Annotated in this window: 15 protein-coding genes and 1 tRNA gene; 3 read left to right on the top strand and 13 right to left on the bottom strand. The window is 44.8% G+C overall.

What is annotated here, in order from left to right; all coding sequences use genetic code 11:
• Positions 1-64: 64 nt before the first annotated feature.
• Complete coding sequence (locus tag KIH43_RS08570; RefSeq protein ID WP_297719785.1) at positions 65-1,450, bottom strand: phosphomannomutase/phosphoglucomutase; 1,386 nt, start codon at positions 1,448-1,450, stop codon at positions 65-67.
• Positions 1,451-1,507: 57 nt separating this feature from the next.
• On the bottom strand, positions 1,508-3,001 hold the full coding sequence (gene pgi, locus KIH43_RS08565) for a glucose-6-phosphate isomerase (RefSeq protein WP_297719782.1): 1,494 nt from the start codon (positions 2,999-3,001) through the stop codon (positions 1,508-1,510).
• Between the two features lie 123 nt (positions 3,002-3,124).
• Between pgi and KIH43_RS08560 the strand changes: the two genes are divergently transcribed.
• On the top strand, positions 3,125-4,261 hold the full coding sequence (locus tag KIH43_RS08560) for an NAD(P)/FAD-dependent oxidoreductase (protein ID WP_297719779.1): 1,137 nt from the start codon (positions 3,125-3,127) through the stop codon (positions 4,259-4,261).
• 9 nt (positions 4,262-4,270) lie between these two features.
• On the opposite strand, the gene KIH43_RS08555 is transcribed toward KIH43_RS08560, so the two are convergent.
• Both KIH43_RS08555 and KIH43_RS08550 read right to left on the bottom strand, forming a co-directional pair.
• Positions 4,271-4,675 (bottom strand): type II toxin-antitoxin system VapC family toxin, encoded by a 405-nt coding sequence (locus KIH43_RS08555; protein WP_297719776.1) that lies wholly within the window; start codon positions 4,673-4,675, stop codon positions 4,271-4,273.
• A 28-nt stretch (positions 4,676-4,703) separates the two neighbouring features.
• On the bottom strand, positions 4,704-4,961 hold the full coding sequence (locus tag KIH43_RS08550; protein ID WP_296970064.1) for a type II toxin-antitoxin system prevent-host-death family antitoxin: 258 nt from the start codon (positions 4,959-4,961) through the stop codon (positions 4,704-4,706).
• A 143-nt stretch (positions 4,962-5,104) separates the two neighbouring features.
• Here KIH43_RS08550 and KIH43_RS08545 point away from each other — a divergent pair.
• A tRNA-Ser gene (locus KIH43_RS08545) sits at positions 5,105-5,194 on the top strand.
• Positions 5,195-5,258: 64 nt separating this feature from the next.
• On the opposite strand, the gene KIH43_RS08540 is transcribed toward KIH43_RS08545, so the two are convergent.
• From KIH43_RS08540 to KIH43_RS08500, 9 genes are all read right to left on the bottom strand, one after another.
• Positions 5,259-5,528 carry a hypothetical protein gene (locus KIH43_RS08540; RefSeq protein ID WP_297719773.1) on the bottom strand — a complete coding sequence of 90 codons (270 nt, stop codon included), beginning with the start codon at positions 5,526-5,528 and terminating at the stop codon, positions 5,259-5,261.
• Positions 5,529-5,716: 188 nt separating this feature from the next.
• The gene (locus KIH43_RS08535) at positions 5,717-7,192 is read right to left on the bottom strand and encodes a hypothetical protein (protein WP_297719770.1); all 1,476 of its coding nucleotides are present in this window, start codon (positions 7,190-7,192) and stop codon (positions 5,717-5,719) included.
• 128 nt (positions 7,193-7,320) lie between these two features.
• Entirely contained in the window at positions 7,321-8,280 is a 960-nt protein-coding gene (locus KIH43_RS08530) for an alpha/beta hydrolase (protein WP_297719767.1), read from the bottom strand.
• A 664-nt stretch (positions 8,281-8,944) separates the two neighbouring features.
• Positions 8,945-9,343 carry a hypothetical protein gene (locus tag KIH43_RS08525; protein WP_297719764.1) on the bottom strand — a complete coding sequence of 133 codons (399 nt, stop codon included), beginning with the start codon at positions 9,341-9,343 and terminating at the stop codon, positions 8,945-8,947.
• Positions 9,336-10,838, bottom strand: a complete 1,503-nt coding sequence (locus KIH43_RS08520; RefSeq protein WP_297719761.1) for an AAA family ATPase — start codon at positions 10,836-10,838, stop codon at positions 9,336-9,338. Before KIH43_RS08520 ends, KIH43_RS08525 begins: the two co-directional genes overlap by 8 nt.
• Entirely contained in the window at positions 10,826-11,428 is a 603-nt protein-coding gene (locus tag KIH43_RS08515) for a hypothetical protein (protein ID WP_297719758.1), read from the bottom strand. The genes KIH43_RS08520 and KIH43_RS08515 overlap by 13 nt, the downstream gene beginning before the upstream one ends.
• A gap of 88 nt (positions 11,429-11,516) precedes the next feature.
• Positions 11,517-11,741 (bottom strand): AlpA family phage regulatory protein, encoded by a 225-nt coding sequence (locus KIH43_RS08510; protein WP_297719756.1) that lies wholly within the window; start codon positions 11,739-11,741, stop codon positions 11,517-11,519.
• Between the two features lie 96 nt (positions 11,742-11,837).
• The gene (locus KIH43_RS08505) at positions 11,838-12,209 is read right to left on the bottom strand and encodes a hypothetical protein (RefSeq protein ID WP_297719753.1); all 372 of its coding nucleotides are present in this window, start codon (positions 12,207-12,209) and stop codon (positions 11,838-11,840) included.
• A complete protein-coding gene (locus KIH43_RS08500) occupies positions 12,209-13,513 on the bottom strand; it encodes a site-specific integrase (RefSeq protein ID WP_297719750.1) in 1,305 nt (434 codons plus the stop codon). The genes KIH43_RS08505 and KIH43_RS08500 overlap by 1 nt, the downstream gene beginning before the upstream one ends.
• 310 nt (positions 13,514-13,823) lie before the next feature.
• Between KIH43_RS08500 and KIH43_RS08495 the strand changes: the two genes are divergently transcribed.
• Complete coding sequence (locus KIH43_RS08495; RefSeq protein ID WP_297719747.1) at positions 13,824-13,952, top strand: hypothetical protein; 129 nt, start codon at positions 13,824-13,826, stop codon at positions 13,950-13,952.
• The last annotated feature ends 240 nt before the right edge of the window (positions 13,953-14,192 follow it).

Here is a 14,192-nt window from a genome sequence, read left to right as displayed (position 1 = left end):
GTGGAAGTGCCAGGCGGATCCGGCACGCGCCACTAATGATTATTTAAAAGAATTTACTGCCTAATTAAAACGGCAACTTTGCGTCAGGCTTGGCTGCCAAAATGGCGGCCTTAAATTCCCCCTGAATGCGTTTTATCGCATCTTCACTATCCGCTTCAAAGCGCATCACTACTACAGGGGCGGTGTTGGAGGGTCTTGCTAAACCAAAACCATCAGCGTATTCAACACGTACACCATCGATCGTATTGATTTGCTCAGATGTAGGGAATTTCGCATTTGCCTTAATCTTTTCAAGGATGGTAAATGGCTCACCTTCAGCGCAGGCTAGTTGTAGCTCCGGAGTGCAAATAGCGTTAGGTAGTGCATTGAGTGTTTTGTTAGGATCCGCTTCTTTACTCAAAATCTCTAATAAACGTGCGCCGGTATACAGACCATCATCAAAACCAAACCAACGGTCTTTAAAGAAAATATGACCACTCATCTCACCAGCAAGTGGTGCACCGGTTTCTTTCAGTTTGGCTTTGACTAGAGAGTGACCCGTTTTCCACATGAGGGGCTCGCCACCATGTTGTTTTACCCAGCTTGCCAGGTTACGCGTACATTTGACGTCATAAATGATTTGACCACCAGGATTTCTGGTGAGGACGTCTTTAGCAAAGAGCATCATCTGGCGGTCAGGGAAAATGACTTGACCATCTTTGGTAACGACGCCTAAACGATCGGCATCACCATCAAAGGCAAGCCCCAATTCATTGTCTGTAGTCTGGAGATTCTTGATGAGATCTTGTAGATTCTCAAGATGCGCAGGATCTGGATGGTGATTCGGGAAATGGCCATCGACTTCACAGAAGAGCTCTTGCACTTCACAGCCCAGGGCTTTAAAAAGTTGTCCCGCAAATGCACCACCAACACCGTTGCCACAATCGACTGCAATCTTGAGTGGTCTAGCCAGTTTCACATCACCCACGATATGCTTTAAGTACATCGGGAAAATATCAAAAGTAGAGCGGGCGCCTGAACCAGTAGCAAAGTCTTTTGCTTCAATCCGTTTGCGCAACGCTTGGATTTGATCCCCATAAATCGCAGCGCCACCAAGGACCATTTTGAAGCCGTTGTAATTAGGTGGGTTGTGGCTACCCGTAATCATGATGCCCGACTTGGGTTTTTTGCCATCGATCACTTGATTGGCAGCAAAGTACACCATGGGTGTGGCGACCATACCCAGATCAATCACATTGATGCCGGTAGAGAGCAGGCCCTCAGTTAATGCTTCAATCAAGCTGGGTCCTGATAGGCGACCATCACGACCAATCACAATCTCAGTTTCACCAAGATTGCGCATCTCAGTGCCAAAGGCTTGGCCAATGAGTTTGGCAATCGAAGGATCTAAAGTTTCATCAATGATGCCGCGAATGTCATATGCTTTAAAAATCGAAGGTGATAATTGCATGAAAGATCCTTGCGCCAATCCATTTACGAAAAATGATTGGCAATAAAGTGAAAAGATTTAGGTTTGGTTAAATAAATTGATGCGACTAGCGGTAATGGCATCGATATGTTCATCTTGATTGACCTTGCCTCCATTGCACAGGGCAGTTTCAATCGGTTTTGCTAATACCTTACCAAGCTCAACGCCAGGTTGATCAAAGCTATTGATATTCCACAGGGCACCCAATGTCGTGGTGCGGTTTTCATAGAGGGCTAGCAGGGCGCCAAGATAAAACGCATTTAGTTTAGGCAATATCAAGAGATTGCTTGGACGCTTACCAGGGTAGGTATTGTTCGGGTTATCAGTTTGTTTGCCATTGGCTAAAGCTTGGGCTTGTGCCAAGCAGTTTGAAAGCAGAATGCGATGATGCTCTTTGGCTTCAGGTAGCGTACTCATCGGTTCGCGGATGGCAATGAAGTCAATTGGAATCACTTCTTTGCCTTGATGCAGCAACTGAAAATAAGAATGTTGTGCATTGCTACCAGAACTACCGAACACCACAGGACAAGAAAACTTTACAGGCTTGCCATTGCGATCAACGCTTTTGCCATTACTTTCCATATCCAGTTGTTGCAACCATTTCGGGAACCAATCTAATGCATCAGCATAGGGAATGACCGCAAATGATTTGATATTGTGTTTTTCTTGCTGATACAGCAAAGATAGCGCCATCAGTACTGGCAGATTTTCTTCTAGAGGCGCGGATTGATAATGATGATCGATCGCTTGAGCGCCCGCTAAAAATTCTTTAAAAGTATCAAAACCATATTGCAAGGCAATTGGCAGTCCAACAGCTGACCACACTGAGTAACGACCGCCCACCCAGTCCCAGAAAGGGTAGATGTTCTCGGATTTGACGCCAAACTCTTTGGCTGCTGGGACGTTAGCAGTGACTGCAAACAGCGCATTATGAATTTGACTCTCAGTACGACCACTATCTTTGAGCCATCTGACTACTGCTTTGGCATTCTTGGTGGTTTCTAAAGTAGTGAAAGATTTAGAAACAATAATGACGCGAGTGCTGTGCGGTAAAGCGCGCTGCAATATACGTCCCAGATCAGCCGTATCAATGTTGGCTAAGAAATGCATCCGCATCCCACGACTCTCAATATTGGGAACGTGAGCTAGCGCCTCAATTGCTAAGCGCGGACCAAAGTCAGAGCCTCCAATGCCAATATGAATGACATCAGTTACACCAATCCATTTATTACATAGCGCTTCAATGCGATGCCAAACGTCGGCAACTGCCGGCATGACATCTTGGCCATCGACCATTACTGGTGTCTTATCTAAATTGCGTAATGCGGAATGTAGAGCAGGGCGATCTTCCGAAGCATTGACATGCTTGCCTGCAAAGAGATCCTGAATAAATTGACCAAGATTAGCTTTTTTGGCTTGGGCAAAGAGATCTTGCCATTCTGGCTGCTTGATGCCTTGATAAGCCGTATCGAGAACGATATCAGCGGCGCTAAAAACAGATTTTGGGTCAGATACAGCAGTATTTAAAGACATTTGTAGATTTTATCAATAACTAGGGCTCTAAATAGGCGGAATTCACCTTAAAGCCTTGAAAATGTTACGATTTGTGTCAATTCTTTCTTCAAAACATTATAAAAATTACGTCTGGATCAGTAGATGGAGCACGTTGACTGTGTGGTTGTGGGCGCCGGAGTGATTGGCCTAGCTGTCGCACGAGAAATGGCATTACAGGGTCGCGAGACGATATTACTTGAGCGCGAGAATGCGTTTGGCACGATTAGTAGTGCGCGCAATAGTGAGGTGATACATGCGGGGATCTATTACCCCAAGGATTCTCTAAAGGCGAAGTTGTGTGTTGAGGGTAATCGATTGTTATATGAGTATTGCCGCGATCACCAAGTAGCGACTCAGCGCTATGGCAAGCTGATTGTTGCCACGGATCCATCTCAAATGAATGATCTTCAGGCGCTGCTATATAAAGCTCAAAACAATGGTGTGCCAGAAATCAAAATGATTACTGAGCAAGAGGCAAAGTCACTAGAGCCCAAACTACAATGTGTCGCCGCTCTATTGTCTGGTAGCACTGGTATTGTCGATAGTCATGCTTATATGCTCTCGCTCCTTGGTGGCTTTGAGGATGCAGGTGGGATGGTGGCATATCAATCCCCCCTAATCAATGCCAAACCCATAGGTGATCAGGCTCAGAACGGATATGTATTAACTATCGGCGGTGCAGATGGGATGCAAGTCTCCACAAAGTTATTGATCAATTGCGCTGGGATGAGTGCGCCTGCAGTGGCACAAAAGATTGAAGGTTTGCAGCAGGAAAATATTCCGAAAGCATATTTTGCTAAGGGCAATTATTTTTCTCTCTCAGGTAAGTCGCCATTTAATCATTTGATTTATCCAATACCTGAGCCTGGTGGTTTAGGTGTGCACCTCACACTGGATATGGCAGGGCAAGCGAAGTTTGGACCGGATGTGGAATGGTTAGATATTGAAAGAGAAGAACAGATTGATTACACCGTAAACCCCAAGCGCGGTGACGGATTCTATGAGGCAGTGAGGCGCTATTGGCCCGAACTCAAGGACGGCAGTTTGCAAGCTGACTACTCAGGGGTGAGAGCAAAAATCGTTCCACCCAATGCCCCGGCAGGCGACTTTTGCTTTGATGGGCCCCAGGATCATGGATTGGAAGGGCTATATAACCTCTATGGTTTTGAGTCCCCAGGATTAACCTCTAGCCTGGCAATTGCAAAGTACCTAGAGAGTCAGATGAAGTCCGCGTACTAGAAAGCTGACTTAGCGTTCAAACGGATTAATGAGTTTGACTTTAAAACGTTTGAAATCTTTGATATTACGCGTCACTACTGTGAGTTGTTGAGAAATAGCAGTGGCCGCTATCATGGCATCTTCACTCACAGTATTAGATTGGTTGTGCATAAGTTTTGCCCAGAGCATGAATACATCGGCATCCATGGGTAAAACATGATGCGTGTTCGCAACCTGCATCAGCCATGCCTCTAGTGTTTGGGCCTTTCGAGGATCCTGTTCACGCGTTATCTCAATCCCGGCTTGAATTTCGCCAACGGAAACGGCTGAGATAAACAATTCTTTTTCTGCGATGTTGTTGTACCAGGCTAGTACACCGCCATGGGGTTTGGGTTTGCGTAACTCAGAAATAACGTTGGTATCTAACAAATACATGTCAGTCGATGCGTATTGAGTTTGTCAACTACAGCTTGACTGGCTTGCGCTGTAAACCAAGGCCGCGTTTCGGTAATACCAGTTCCCCACGTGCCTCATCTGAAAGGAGTAGAGACTTTAGTGAGTTCTTGGCCTGACTTTTTAGCGCAATCCATTCATCCACTGTGATGAGTACAGCGGTCTGAGAGCCCCGTTTCGTCACAATTTGGGGGCCGTTCTGAATGCAGGCGTTCAGAAATTCGCTGAATTTTGCTTTGGCGTCTTGTACTGCCCACTGGTTTTTCATAACAGCATCTCCTGACTAGTTATCTGACTAGTTTAGCAGGGCTTCATTATTGCCGCAAGGGACTGATTTCGTCGAAATTGGTAGGGAAATACTGAAACGCAGATAAAAGTCTTTATAATCTTCGATTCGGCATCGCTATAAACGGAAGAGTGGCAGAGCGGTTGAATGCACCAGTCTTGAAAACTGGCGAGGATGAAAGTCCTTCGTGAGTTCGAATCTCACCTCTTCCGCCACTAGCCTATATAAATAAAGGCTTTTCTGGTATAAGTATTTAATACATACCAAAAAACATACCAATCACTCTTCAAACCGCTCTCTAGTCAACGGAGTTTTTATATCTGTTGGTGCTGTCCGCTTGCCAGCTACTCTGTGGCGCTCTTCAAGTAGCGCTGCCTCTTCAAAGTCTTTGATGCGTTGTAGCTCGTTGACTTTAGTCTCGGCTAGCTTAGATGCTGGAATAACCTTGCCTTCCTTTATCAAACGCTCCAGTTGGAACTGCTTAAAGGTCTGAGTCTTTATCTTTCCAGAGGGGTGTGCGCTACTGTTGTCTGAGCTGTCGAAGTCCATCGAATAACTCTAACAAATTTGAAGTGGGTACCCCATACGAATTTTCCAGAACCTGACTCCCACCCAGGGGGTACCCCCTGTTTTTGAAATGGGTCCCATCCAGGTTGCCCTTGCACATTAATCTGCTCAAACGATCTCAATATTTTTAAATTCATGTCTAAGTTTTGACATGGCTATTTGATCAACCTCTATATCTTGCCTAAATTTTGAAGTATTGAATTTAATCTCTCATCGATGTCTTCGTCATAACGTATGCGATGTAACTCCATCTTATTTTCAATAGCCCACTTATTTTTTATTTGATCCCTTAGTTGACGCTCCTCTAATCCTGCCTGTCCGCCCCAGTACTCAACGATTTTGAAGTGTTGCTCGCCATCGTACTCAATGAGCGTTTTGTAATCGGTCAGATAGAAGTCAAATGGCAGGGGGGCTTTATGCCTGCAACCATAAAACCTGACCTCTGGCATGAAGGCAATCGCTCTTTTAGATAGGAATGTGGCAATTTTCTTATTCCCTTTTGAAGATGCGCACCATGGGCAGCCAGTCTCTTTGGAAATAAGTTCTCCTGGTGAAGCAAGCCATTCATTCCCACATGTATGCCTAACTAGGATTTTAGTTTTGAGTGTTTGATATGGTTCAAGGGCGACAATTTCATTGTTATGGACTATTGCAAGCTCTTCCTTAAATTGCGCATCAGTCTTTCTATTTGCACAGTTGTGGCAACCGCACCTCAATACCACTCTAGGCTCTACAGCCCATATTTTTCCGCATTTCAGGTGCTGGACTCTTAAGGGTTGCTTTGATTGGGTATATGGCTCAAGCGCAATGATTTCTCCGTGATGTCTTGAAAATAACCGCTTATTAAATTCCTCATCTGACAGTTTCCGCTCTTCATTGGCGCAAATTCTGCATCCTTGATGTCTATTGATCAGATGTAAAGGAGTTGTTTCCCATGTATTCCCACATGTATGTTTGACAAGAATTTTATTGTCCATACCGTCATATTCAGTAAGCGCAATAATTTCTCCATTGTGGGTTTCGGATAACAGGTCCCTGAATGCGTCATCAGTTAACTTGATGTTCCCAGCGCAGTGAGGGCATCCAGAACCATTTAGATGGGAATTTGGTGTTTGATCAAAAATGTTAAAACATTTAAGGCATTTAATTTGTACGGGGATATTGCTTTTTAGGTAAATGGAATCTGAATAGTCATATTGATTTCCGTGGAGCTGCTTGGCTTTTGCTAAAAAGTCCTCTGTCGACCAGACCTCTCTGCCAGAGCATTTTTTGCAGCCTTGCCCCCTCTGATGCTTTGCTGGGGTTTGTTTAAAGTCCCCGTGAATAGGGCAAGTGATGACGACCTGCTCATGTATGTTTCGGAGCGTTGTTTTTGAGTAGTCGTAATAATCTCCGTGGTAACTCTGTGACTCTTTGATGAAATCATCTATGGATTTTCTCTGAGTATCGGTAGTGCATTGTTTGCAACCGGCTCCCTCAAGATGTTTTGATGCACGTTGCTCAAATTCACCATGAGTGGGGCAGCGTATTTTTAAGTAATTTTTACTACCTGTGTATGAAGTTTGCGAGTAGTCATAACGAGTGCCATGCTTCTCAATAGCTCGATTAACCCAATCAGCCGTTGTTATCGTTATAGGTCTAGCCATATTTTTCCCTTAAACTTAGGTCTATAGGGCGCCAGTTCCTTCCAGTAAAAATGCAGGTGTTAATGCTATCTGAAATAGATGGGCTACACCATTAATATCAAAACTCATTCTTGCTTGTTCTCTGGCGATTAAATCAAATTCATCAATGCTAATGTCGCTTTAATAACTTGGTTGTTGGTGTCATTAAAGAGCAGTGGGGTTTTGAAGTGAAAGTAGCCTGGCATTCTATATGCCCCAGCAAGGCGGTTATAGGCTTGCAATTTCGTTGCCCAATCTCCTGACTGCATTTGCATGTAGGGACTCTCATCACCGCCACAGGTAATTATGACTGGACATTTAACATTCTGCGGAAAGTTCACGGGGCTATAGTCCTTAACTTCTTGTGGCGTGAGTTTTAAGAACTGTTGTCTTAGTGAGAGAGATACTGGGTACAGATCTGTCCAGCCACTAAGAATGGAACCACCTTTAAATAAATTGGCTGGCAATCCTTGTTTTTCCCACTCTGTAACTAGCATCATATTTGCTAGGTGGCCTCCAGAGGAGTGGCCTGAAACATACAATTTATTAGGGTCGCCCCCAAACTGTTTCGCATTCTTATAAACCCATGCCACAGCCTTACGACATTGGGCCACTAATCCAGCCATCGTATTTGGAGGGATATTATCAAAACCAACCGAGATATAAATTGCATTGTTCAGCAGGAATGGCACAGCTTGGCTTGAGTAATTATTTTTGTTGTCAAAATCCCATGACCCGCCATGAAAGAAAATCATTACTGGAAGACCTGATGCGTACGCAGGTGCAAATACATCTAACTTTTCAGCATCAGAAGATCCATATGAAAAAGTTTTGGGTGGGTATTCCGCTCTAACTTTGGCGCTATTAGTTGTGTAGGATTCCGCAATTTTCTTAAGCTCAGGTGGCGGTGGTAAATAAGGCCCTTGATTTAGTTGGTCATTCAACTGGCTAACAGTCCACCCTCTAAATACGACCTTTTCCTCTTGAGCCATTAACCCAAAAGTCGGCATAGCTGCGAGAGCTGAGCCAGTTAACAGGAATTTTCTACGTGAAATATTATTAGATGCCATAACTTATCCTTGGTTAATTTCCAGTAAATTTTATATCCATTTTTTGCCTATTTTACTTGGCGATCCTGCACTGTGGCTAATATTGCTAGCGCCAGTTCCTCAGGGTCACTCATGTCATATTTCCTATACCCATTTGGCTTGCGCCCGCTGTTGTGGCCACCATTGAACATGTTAAGGTAGTCGCCAATATCTCGCAGGGTTAGTAAGGTTATGGATGCTCTCCGATGCTCGGTCTCAACTTCTTTAGTACGTTCGCCATGTGAGAATCGTGGGTGATCAGTACCTCTAAGAACATTGCGTGATTTATGAGAGCCATGTGTCTTGCAGGCAACCTTTGATCCATATGCGCAGGGGTTCTTACATCTGATACCAGTTCTCTTGCATAGCTTCGTACACTGGAGCGCTCCATTTAGGACGCTGGGCAATGGCATAACAAAACTCCTTTAGACATATAAAAACATATAGTGCAGGGGGTCAAACGATGAGGGATTTTTTCATTTTCCGTAAGACGTATGTAAAGGAGGGTGCAGCTGGCGCTAATAGGTAACATGAGCATGCCCTGCCTATTGAATATCTTGAGCGCCTTGATCATCTTGAGCTTCATATCTAAATACATTCAATAAGAGATTCAATATGTTCAAGATGCTCAATATATTCAGACAGACTAGAGTTGATCAGCTTTAGTCATGGCTTCTTGGGCTGTGTTAAACCAGTGGCCTTCGATAAACCCTTTGATAGATGAGACGATGAACCACTTACCACTGGAGGCTTGCTTAACGCTTGTAATGCCTCCATCATCGACCTTGTAATAACCGCCCTTATTTGATGCTTTCCAGCCCGTGTTCTGGGTTATGGGCGCAGCCAGCGATGAGTTGAACTCAAAGACAAACTCCTCCATAGCCTTTTGAGCCTCTTGTGGGGTGTCGTAGCTGCCTTTGAGAAATTCTCCATCACGAACACCACTCCAGCCATTGCCAGATTTCTTTTTAAATACGGTCATGATGTCGTCCGCACTAATTCTGTAAATGTAATTACCGTTTGCGTTTTGATTCCATTCAGACATCGCTGCCTCCTAATTTTGTATCGTTAGTTGATTGAATAAGCGTCCAATCCCATGCTTCGCTGCCTTTTTTGACTGTGATGAACATGTCGTCTTTGGCTCTGCGGATGGATGCCCAAGAAATGCCAGCATTCTTAGCAGCGTCCTTGATGTCGTTAACAGGCTTAGTACCGCCTGATAGCTCTTCCTCAAGGAAGTTCTTTGCCTCATCGACTGCCTTGGAGTGGGTCTTTCTTGCTGGCGCCAACAGCTCATTAGCAGAGCGGTAAGATTTGTCGATCCATGAGATGTGAGAGGTTTTAATTTCCTCACCGTTGGCATCAAGAATCTTCTCCTTGATCTCATAGATGAACCCATACTTATCGTTGCCAAGGTTGTTCTTAACGGGGAGCATGTGGCGGGTATGGTCAATCTCATCTTCAGCCACTAGGTATGCAACCCTTGAGACGGCAACCCATGCACCAGTTCCGTTAAAGCGCTGGTGAGCGCCTCCGTCCGAACGTTTATTAAGGTGAACCACCAACAAGACTAGGGCGCCACTATCATGTGCAAGCGTCTGCAATGGGGCCAACATCTTCCTTACATCAGAATCCTTATAGGTATCCGTTTTGCCACCGATGTATGCATTAGGCGGATCAATGATTATCAAGCGCACGTCACCCAATTTGTCAGCGCACTCTCTAAGTAGGGCTACGTCCTGGTCTAGCTGGAAAGGCTCTAGCTCTTTACCTTCCTTGGCAATGCCTTGAACGATATGTACTTTGTTAAGCGCTGCGCCAGCAGCTTCCAGTCTAGGTCTAATGGTTCTGGCAGCATCATCTTCGTTGGCGAGAATAATGACACTACCTGTTGGTGCAAAACCATTCTTTAGGGGCGATCCAAGCCCAGTAGTTGCAAGTGCTGCCAAGCTAATAGCGATTTGGGATTTGCCTAGGCCTGGATTGCCACCAATAACCCCGATCATTCCTAGCGGAAAGCAATCTTCAACTAGCCAGTCAATGCGCTCAGCAATAATTTGATCAGCGCTGGTAATGACTAAGCCTTTTTTAGCCTCGGATTCGCTTTGCTTTGTCTTGGCTGCTTCAGATGGGAACTCATTAGCACCGTTATATCCAAGCTGCTTGGCGATATAGAAGATGCTCCTATAGCCGATCCTGCGTTTTACTTTGAGTTCACTATTCCAGACACCATCAAAATCGTCTTGATCAAATAGGTCGCCACGCTCACTGTATTCCAGCGCTATGTCATATCCAGAACCCCATCCTAAGTCTCTTATTCCCCAGATGGTATTTCTCCATGAGACACGATTACCATGCTCCATGGGATCAGGATCCATTGATTCCAGTACCTTTTTGAGAAATGAGATGTTCTCTATCGTTTCAGGAATTGTTGGTGCAGTAACGGTTTTTGGTGGTGGTGCTTTTGGTTTTGGTGGTAGCTTCTGGTGAACCTCAAACACTGTGTTTTCAAAATCGGATAGCTTGATTACGCAAGACATGACTCAGCCTCCAGTAACTTAGTTGGGATAGGCGCTGAACGATCTCTAAAGTTGATTGTGTTTGGAATGCGCAAAACTCTGGCTGCATCGGTGGTAACTTCGCCATCGACATCCAACCCAAAATCCTCTGCAAGTTCTCTTAACGCTTTTGCGGTAGGCAACCATTCATTCGGAGGCATTATTTTGTCGGTTGCCCATACCGCATGAATGCCATGACCCGTATGGTGGATGTAGCTTGGTACTGGCAGGTTGGAGTGGTCTATGAATCTTTCAAGATCAGCGAGTGCTTCTTCAGGGGATTGATATTTGCCGCCACCATGACTATCGAGATCAAGCCAGAAGGAGCAAAGATTTGTTGCATTGTCTTGAGTGCGCTTAATAGTCGGAGATTCATAGCAAGCCATACTGATATAAAGACTGCAATCTGGTTTAAGCTCATCAATCAATAGCAGTAACTCATCAGCGGTCTTAAAGTGCCGTTGCGCCCAGCCTTCTTCATCAGCAATGCCAAGATAGCCAGCACCTTCACGCACGTCTCTAAGCCATTGACGTAGTGATTTTTCTTCTTCTAAAGTAAAATTAGTTAACATAAGTAAGCCTTTTATTTAATTTGCGTTGGATAGGGGGTTAGAGCTAGATTCGGGTTACAGCCCTGTCTAGCTCGTTTTGTTTTGTGGGTCATGGTTTTGCCTTGTAGTTCAGGGGATCTTTTTCCCACTCAAGTAGGTCTATATTCCGCCAGGCTGTAATGCCAGTTGATAACTTGATTGGGCGAGGGAATGTGCCTGCTTTAACTTTGCGCCACAGGGATGCTGGTGAGATTGGATACTTGCTGCAAATTGCTTTTGCTCGCTTGTACCCTTCGACTATATTTAAGTCGTTGGTGCTGCTTGGTGTAGCCATGATGTTCTCCTAATGCTGGCGCATTCGATTGAATGCTGTCCCAGATAGGAGTAATACTGCGGTGTATTTAAGTGTTAGATTGGCACCATAAGGTACCTATTTTGCAGTGTTGTTTGCCACACAATTTTCGAGGGCAAGAATTGCTTTCCGCACTTCTTCTGCAAGCGCTCTAAGCGCTCTATCTTCGAGATTTATACCCAGAAGGGTTAGCTTTCTAGAGAGGGCGCTCATCTGCCTGGCATCGTGAATCAATGGTTTGAGGTCATTTTTATGCTGCCCCCAGAAGTACTCGTTTGCAAATTTTTCCAGCGCTAAGTTGTAGTTCTTCAGTTTGCGTACCTTTGCTGATGCGCCCGTACCGTAACTCTCTGACTCCTCGTTAATTTCTACGATTTCAACTTGCACTATTCCTTCGTTATAGCTGCCGATAACCTTTGGGGGAGGAGGAGTTCTCTTTGGTCTTGGCATTATTTATTCTTGCGAGTGCGTTTGGATTTATTTGTACAAGTGGTAAGGTATGAAGACCAATCGCTCATTAAATCTCTTCGTTTTTCAAGCAAGTCGGTTCTTTGGTATGCCTTTTTGGTCTCATCTCCAGTGGTGTGTCCTGATGCAGCCTTTCTAATCTCATCTGGATAGGCCGTGGTTTCTGCTGCCCAATCTCTAAAAGTGCTTCTAAATCCATGAGGCACTGCTTTTGTCTTTAGTTCTCCCCGCTCAATCATTCCTCTCATTACTTCGGAGAGTGCCATGTCGCTAAGAGGCTTATTTTTAGGGCTTGGAAATATGTAGTCTTCATTACTGCCTTTAGGTAGCACCTTGAGAATGCTGATTGCTTGCTCCGAGAGAGGCACACGATGCTCCTCTTTGGTTTTTGTATGCTCTGCTGGTATGCGCCAGATCTTATTTTTAAAATCTATTTCTGACCAGGTTGCAATTCTGACTGAGCCTGAGCGAACAGCTGTATGTATTAAAAATTCCAAAGCTCTTGCGCTAATGCCACTTACTTTATTCAGGGCCTTCATAAACTCGTTTGCTTCAGTATAAGGAATGGCGGGGTGGTGCCTACGGGGTTTGATCTTAGAGGGTGAGGGCAGTTGGGTGGCTAGAACGTCTGACCAGTTTGCTGGGTTAACTCCCTTGCGGTATTGATTTACAGTTGCGAAGTCCAGAATAACCTTTAATCTTCCCTGGAGACGCTCGGCAGTGGCTGTGCGAGTTTGCCAAAGCCCTCCAGAGGTTTGCCCGTCTTTTCCTTTAACAGGCTGATTTAAGACGTCCAATATATTTCGCATTGAAATGTCTGCGACCAGCATATTGCCGATGATTGGGTACGCATAGGTTTTTAATGTCGAACCCCATTGCTTCCTATGCTTATCATTTGTGTATGTTGCTGAGTGCGCATCCATGTAGGCCTGGGCGCATTCTTTGAATGTCTTGCTCATGGCAATCTTAGCGATTAAGGCGCTCTTAGCCTCTTTTCGCTGTGTCCGTGGATCAATACCTTGCTTTACAAGATCCAGCATTCGTTTTGCAGCTTCACGAGCATCGCTCAATGAGGTTTGTGGGTATGAGCCAAGCCCCAGAGGGACTCGTTTATTGCCAATCGATACTCGAAGCACCCAAGATCTTGATCGAGGTGCATTTGAATCTGCGCTTTGCGCTTCTCTAATTTGAAGGGCTAAACCACTCACACCACCAACGGCATGCCAACCCACTGAAGTGAGCTTACTAACAGCAATGGCCGAGAGTTGTTTGGCTATTTTGGGCATACGTTATATGAGTAATGGGTAATAGACACTTTTGGAAACCAACCTACATACCAAAAAGTGTGAGATTTAATTATATTGGATAAGACAGCATGATGCTGTAATATCTTTAAAAACTATATGCTGTATAGGTTTTTGAGATTAAGTGAGACAGAGTGAGATTGTTATAGAGCGGACACCTCTTCCGCCAAGTCAATAGGTATTACAAGGGTTTGTGGCAATACAACAGCCTTGTTACCAAAATCGTTACCAAAGCCATCCTATGGGGTGGCTTTTTCTTTTCATCCGTGCCTCCATTGGATAAACTTTACATATGGATAAGAATCCCGCTGAACTCGATATTAGCCCTGCAGAAGAGGAAAAGCAGGCTGCAGTTGAACGCGCCTTGGAGCTGGAGCAATTAGAGGACCGAGAGTTTCAGGGAACTCACCGCAATGACTAGCCTTATACCCCTCAATTAGAGTGGGCTATTTGTGTTTGGGGTGGTTCTAAAGGCGGCGGCTTGAGTCGTGGGCATAGAAACCAAAAATATGTTGTAATCATTCTATGAGAAAAATACTGATAATCCTAGCTTTGCTAGCTTTATCAATTCAAACCTCCTACGCAACTATTGCAGGCTACTGCCAAGAAGAGCAGGGCTCAGCTATGCATGTTGCCCATCACGAGCATGAAGAAGCCGCTG

Origin of the sequence: Polynucleobacter sp., from assembly GCF_018500155.2 — a bacterium.
Lineage (GTDB): Bacteria > Pseudomonadota > Gammaproteobacteria > Burkholderiales > Burkholderiaceae > Polynucleobacter.
Note: the sequence above shows the minus strand (reverse complement) of the source record. Positions and strands in the feature narration are given on the sequence as shown.

Coding starts and splice junctions, on each gene's coding strand:
- KIH43_RS08535 (WP_297719770.1), bottom strand. CDS start 7,192: ATGGCTAGACCTATAACGATAACAACGGCTGATTGGGTTAATCGAGCT.
- KIH43_RS08530 (WP_297719767.1), bottom strand. CDS start 8,280: ATGGCATCTAATAATATTTCACGTAGAAAATTCCTGTTAACTGGCTCA.
- KIH43_RS08550 (WP_296970064.1), bottom strand. CDS start 4,961: ATGAAAAACCAGTGGGCAGTACAAGACGCCAAAGCAAAATTCAGCGAA.
- KIH43_RS08515 (WP_297719758.1), bottom strand. CDS start 11,428: ATGTTAACTAATTTTACTTTAGAAGAAGAAAAATCACTACGTCAATGG.
- KIH43_RS08570 (WP_297719785.1), bottom strand. CDS start 1,450: ATGCAATTATCACCTTCGATTTTTAAAGCATATGACATTCGCGGCATC.
- KIH43_RS08500 (WP_297719750.1), bottom strand. CDS start 13,513: ATGCCCAAAATAGCCAAACAACTCTCGGCCATTGCTGTTAGTAAGCTC.
- KIH43_RS08505 (WP_297719753.1), bottom strand. CDS start 12,209: ATGCCAAGACCAAAGAGAACTCCTCCTCCCCCAAAGGTTATCGGCAGC.
- pgi (WP_297719782.1), bottom strand. CDS start 3,001: ATGTCTTTAAATACTGCTGTATCTGACCCAAAATCTGTTTTTAGCGCC.
- KIH43_RS08520 (WP_297719761.1), bottom strand. CDS start 10,838: ATGTCTTGCGTAATCAAGCTATCCGATTTTGAAAACACAGTGTTTGAG.
- KIH43_RS08560 (WP_297719779.1), top strand. CDS start 3,125: ATGGAGCACGTTGACTGTGTGGTTGTGGGCGCCGGAGTGATTGGCCTA.
- KIH43_RS08555 (WP_297719776.1), bottom strand. CDS start 4,675: ATGTATTTGTTAGATACCAACGTTATTTCTGAGTTACGCAAACCCAAA.
- KIH43_RS08495 (WP_297719747.1), top strand. CDS start 13,824: ATGGATAAGAATCCCGCTGAACTCGATATTAGCCCTGCAGAAGAGGAA.
- KIH43_RS08540 (WP_297719773.1), bottom strand. CDS start 5,528: ATGGACTTCGACAGCTCAGACAACAGTAGCGCACACCCCTCTGGAAAG.
- KIH43_RS08510 (WP_297719756.1), bottom strand. CDS start 11,741: ATGGCTACACCAAGCAGCACCAACGACTTAAATATAGTCGAAGGGTAC.
- KIH43_RS08525 (WP_297719764.1), bottom strand. CDS start 9,343: ATGTCTGAATGGAATCAAAACGCAAACGGTAATTACATTTACAGAATT.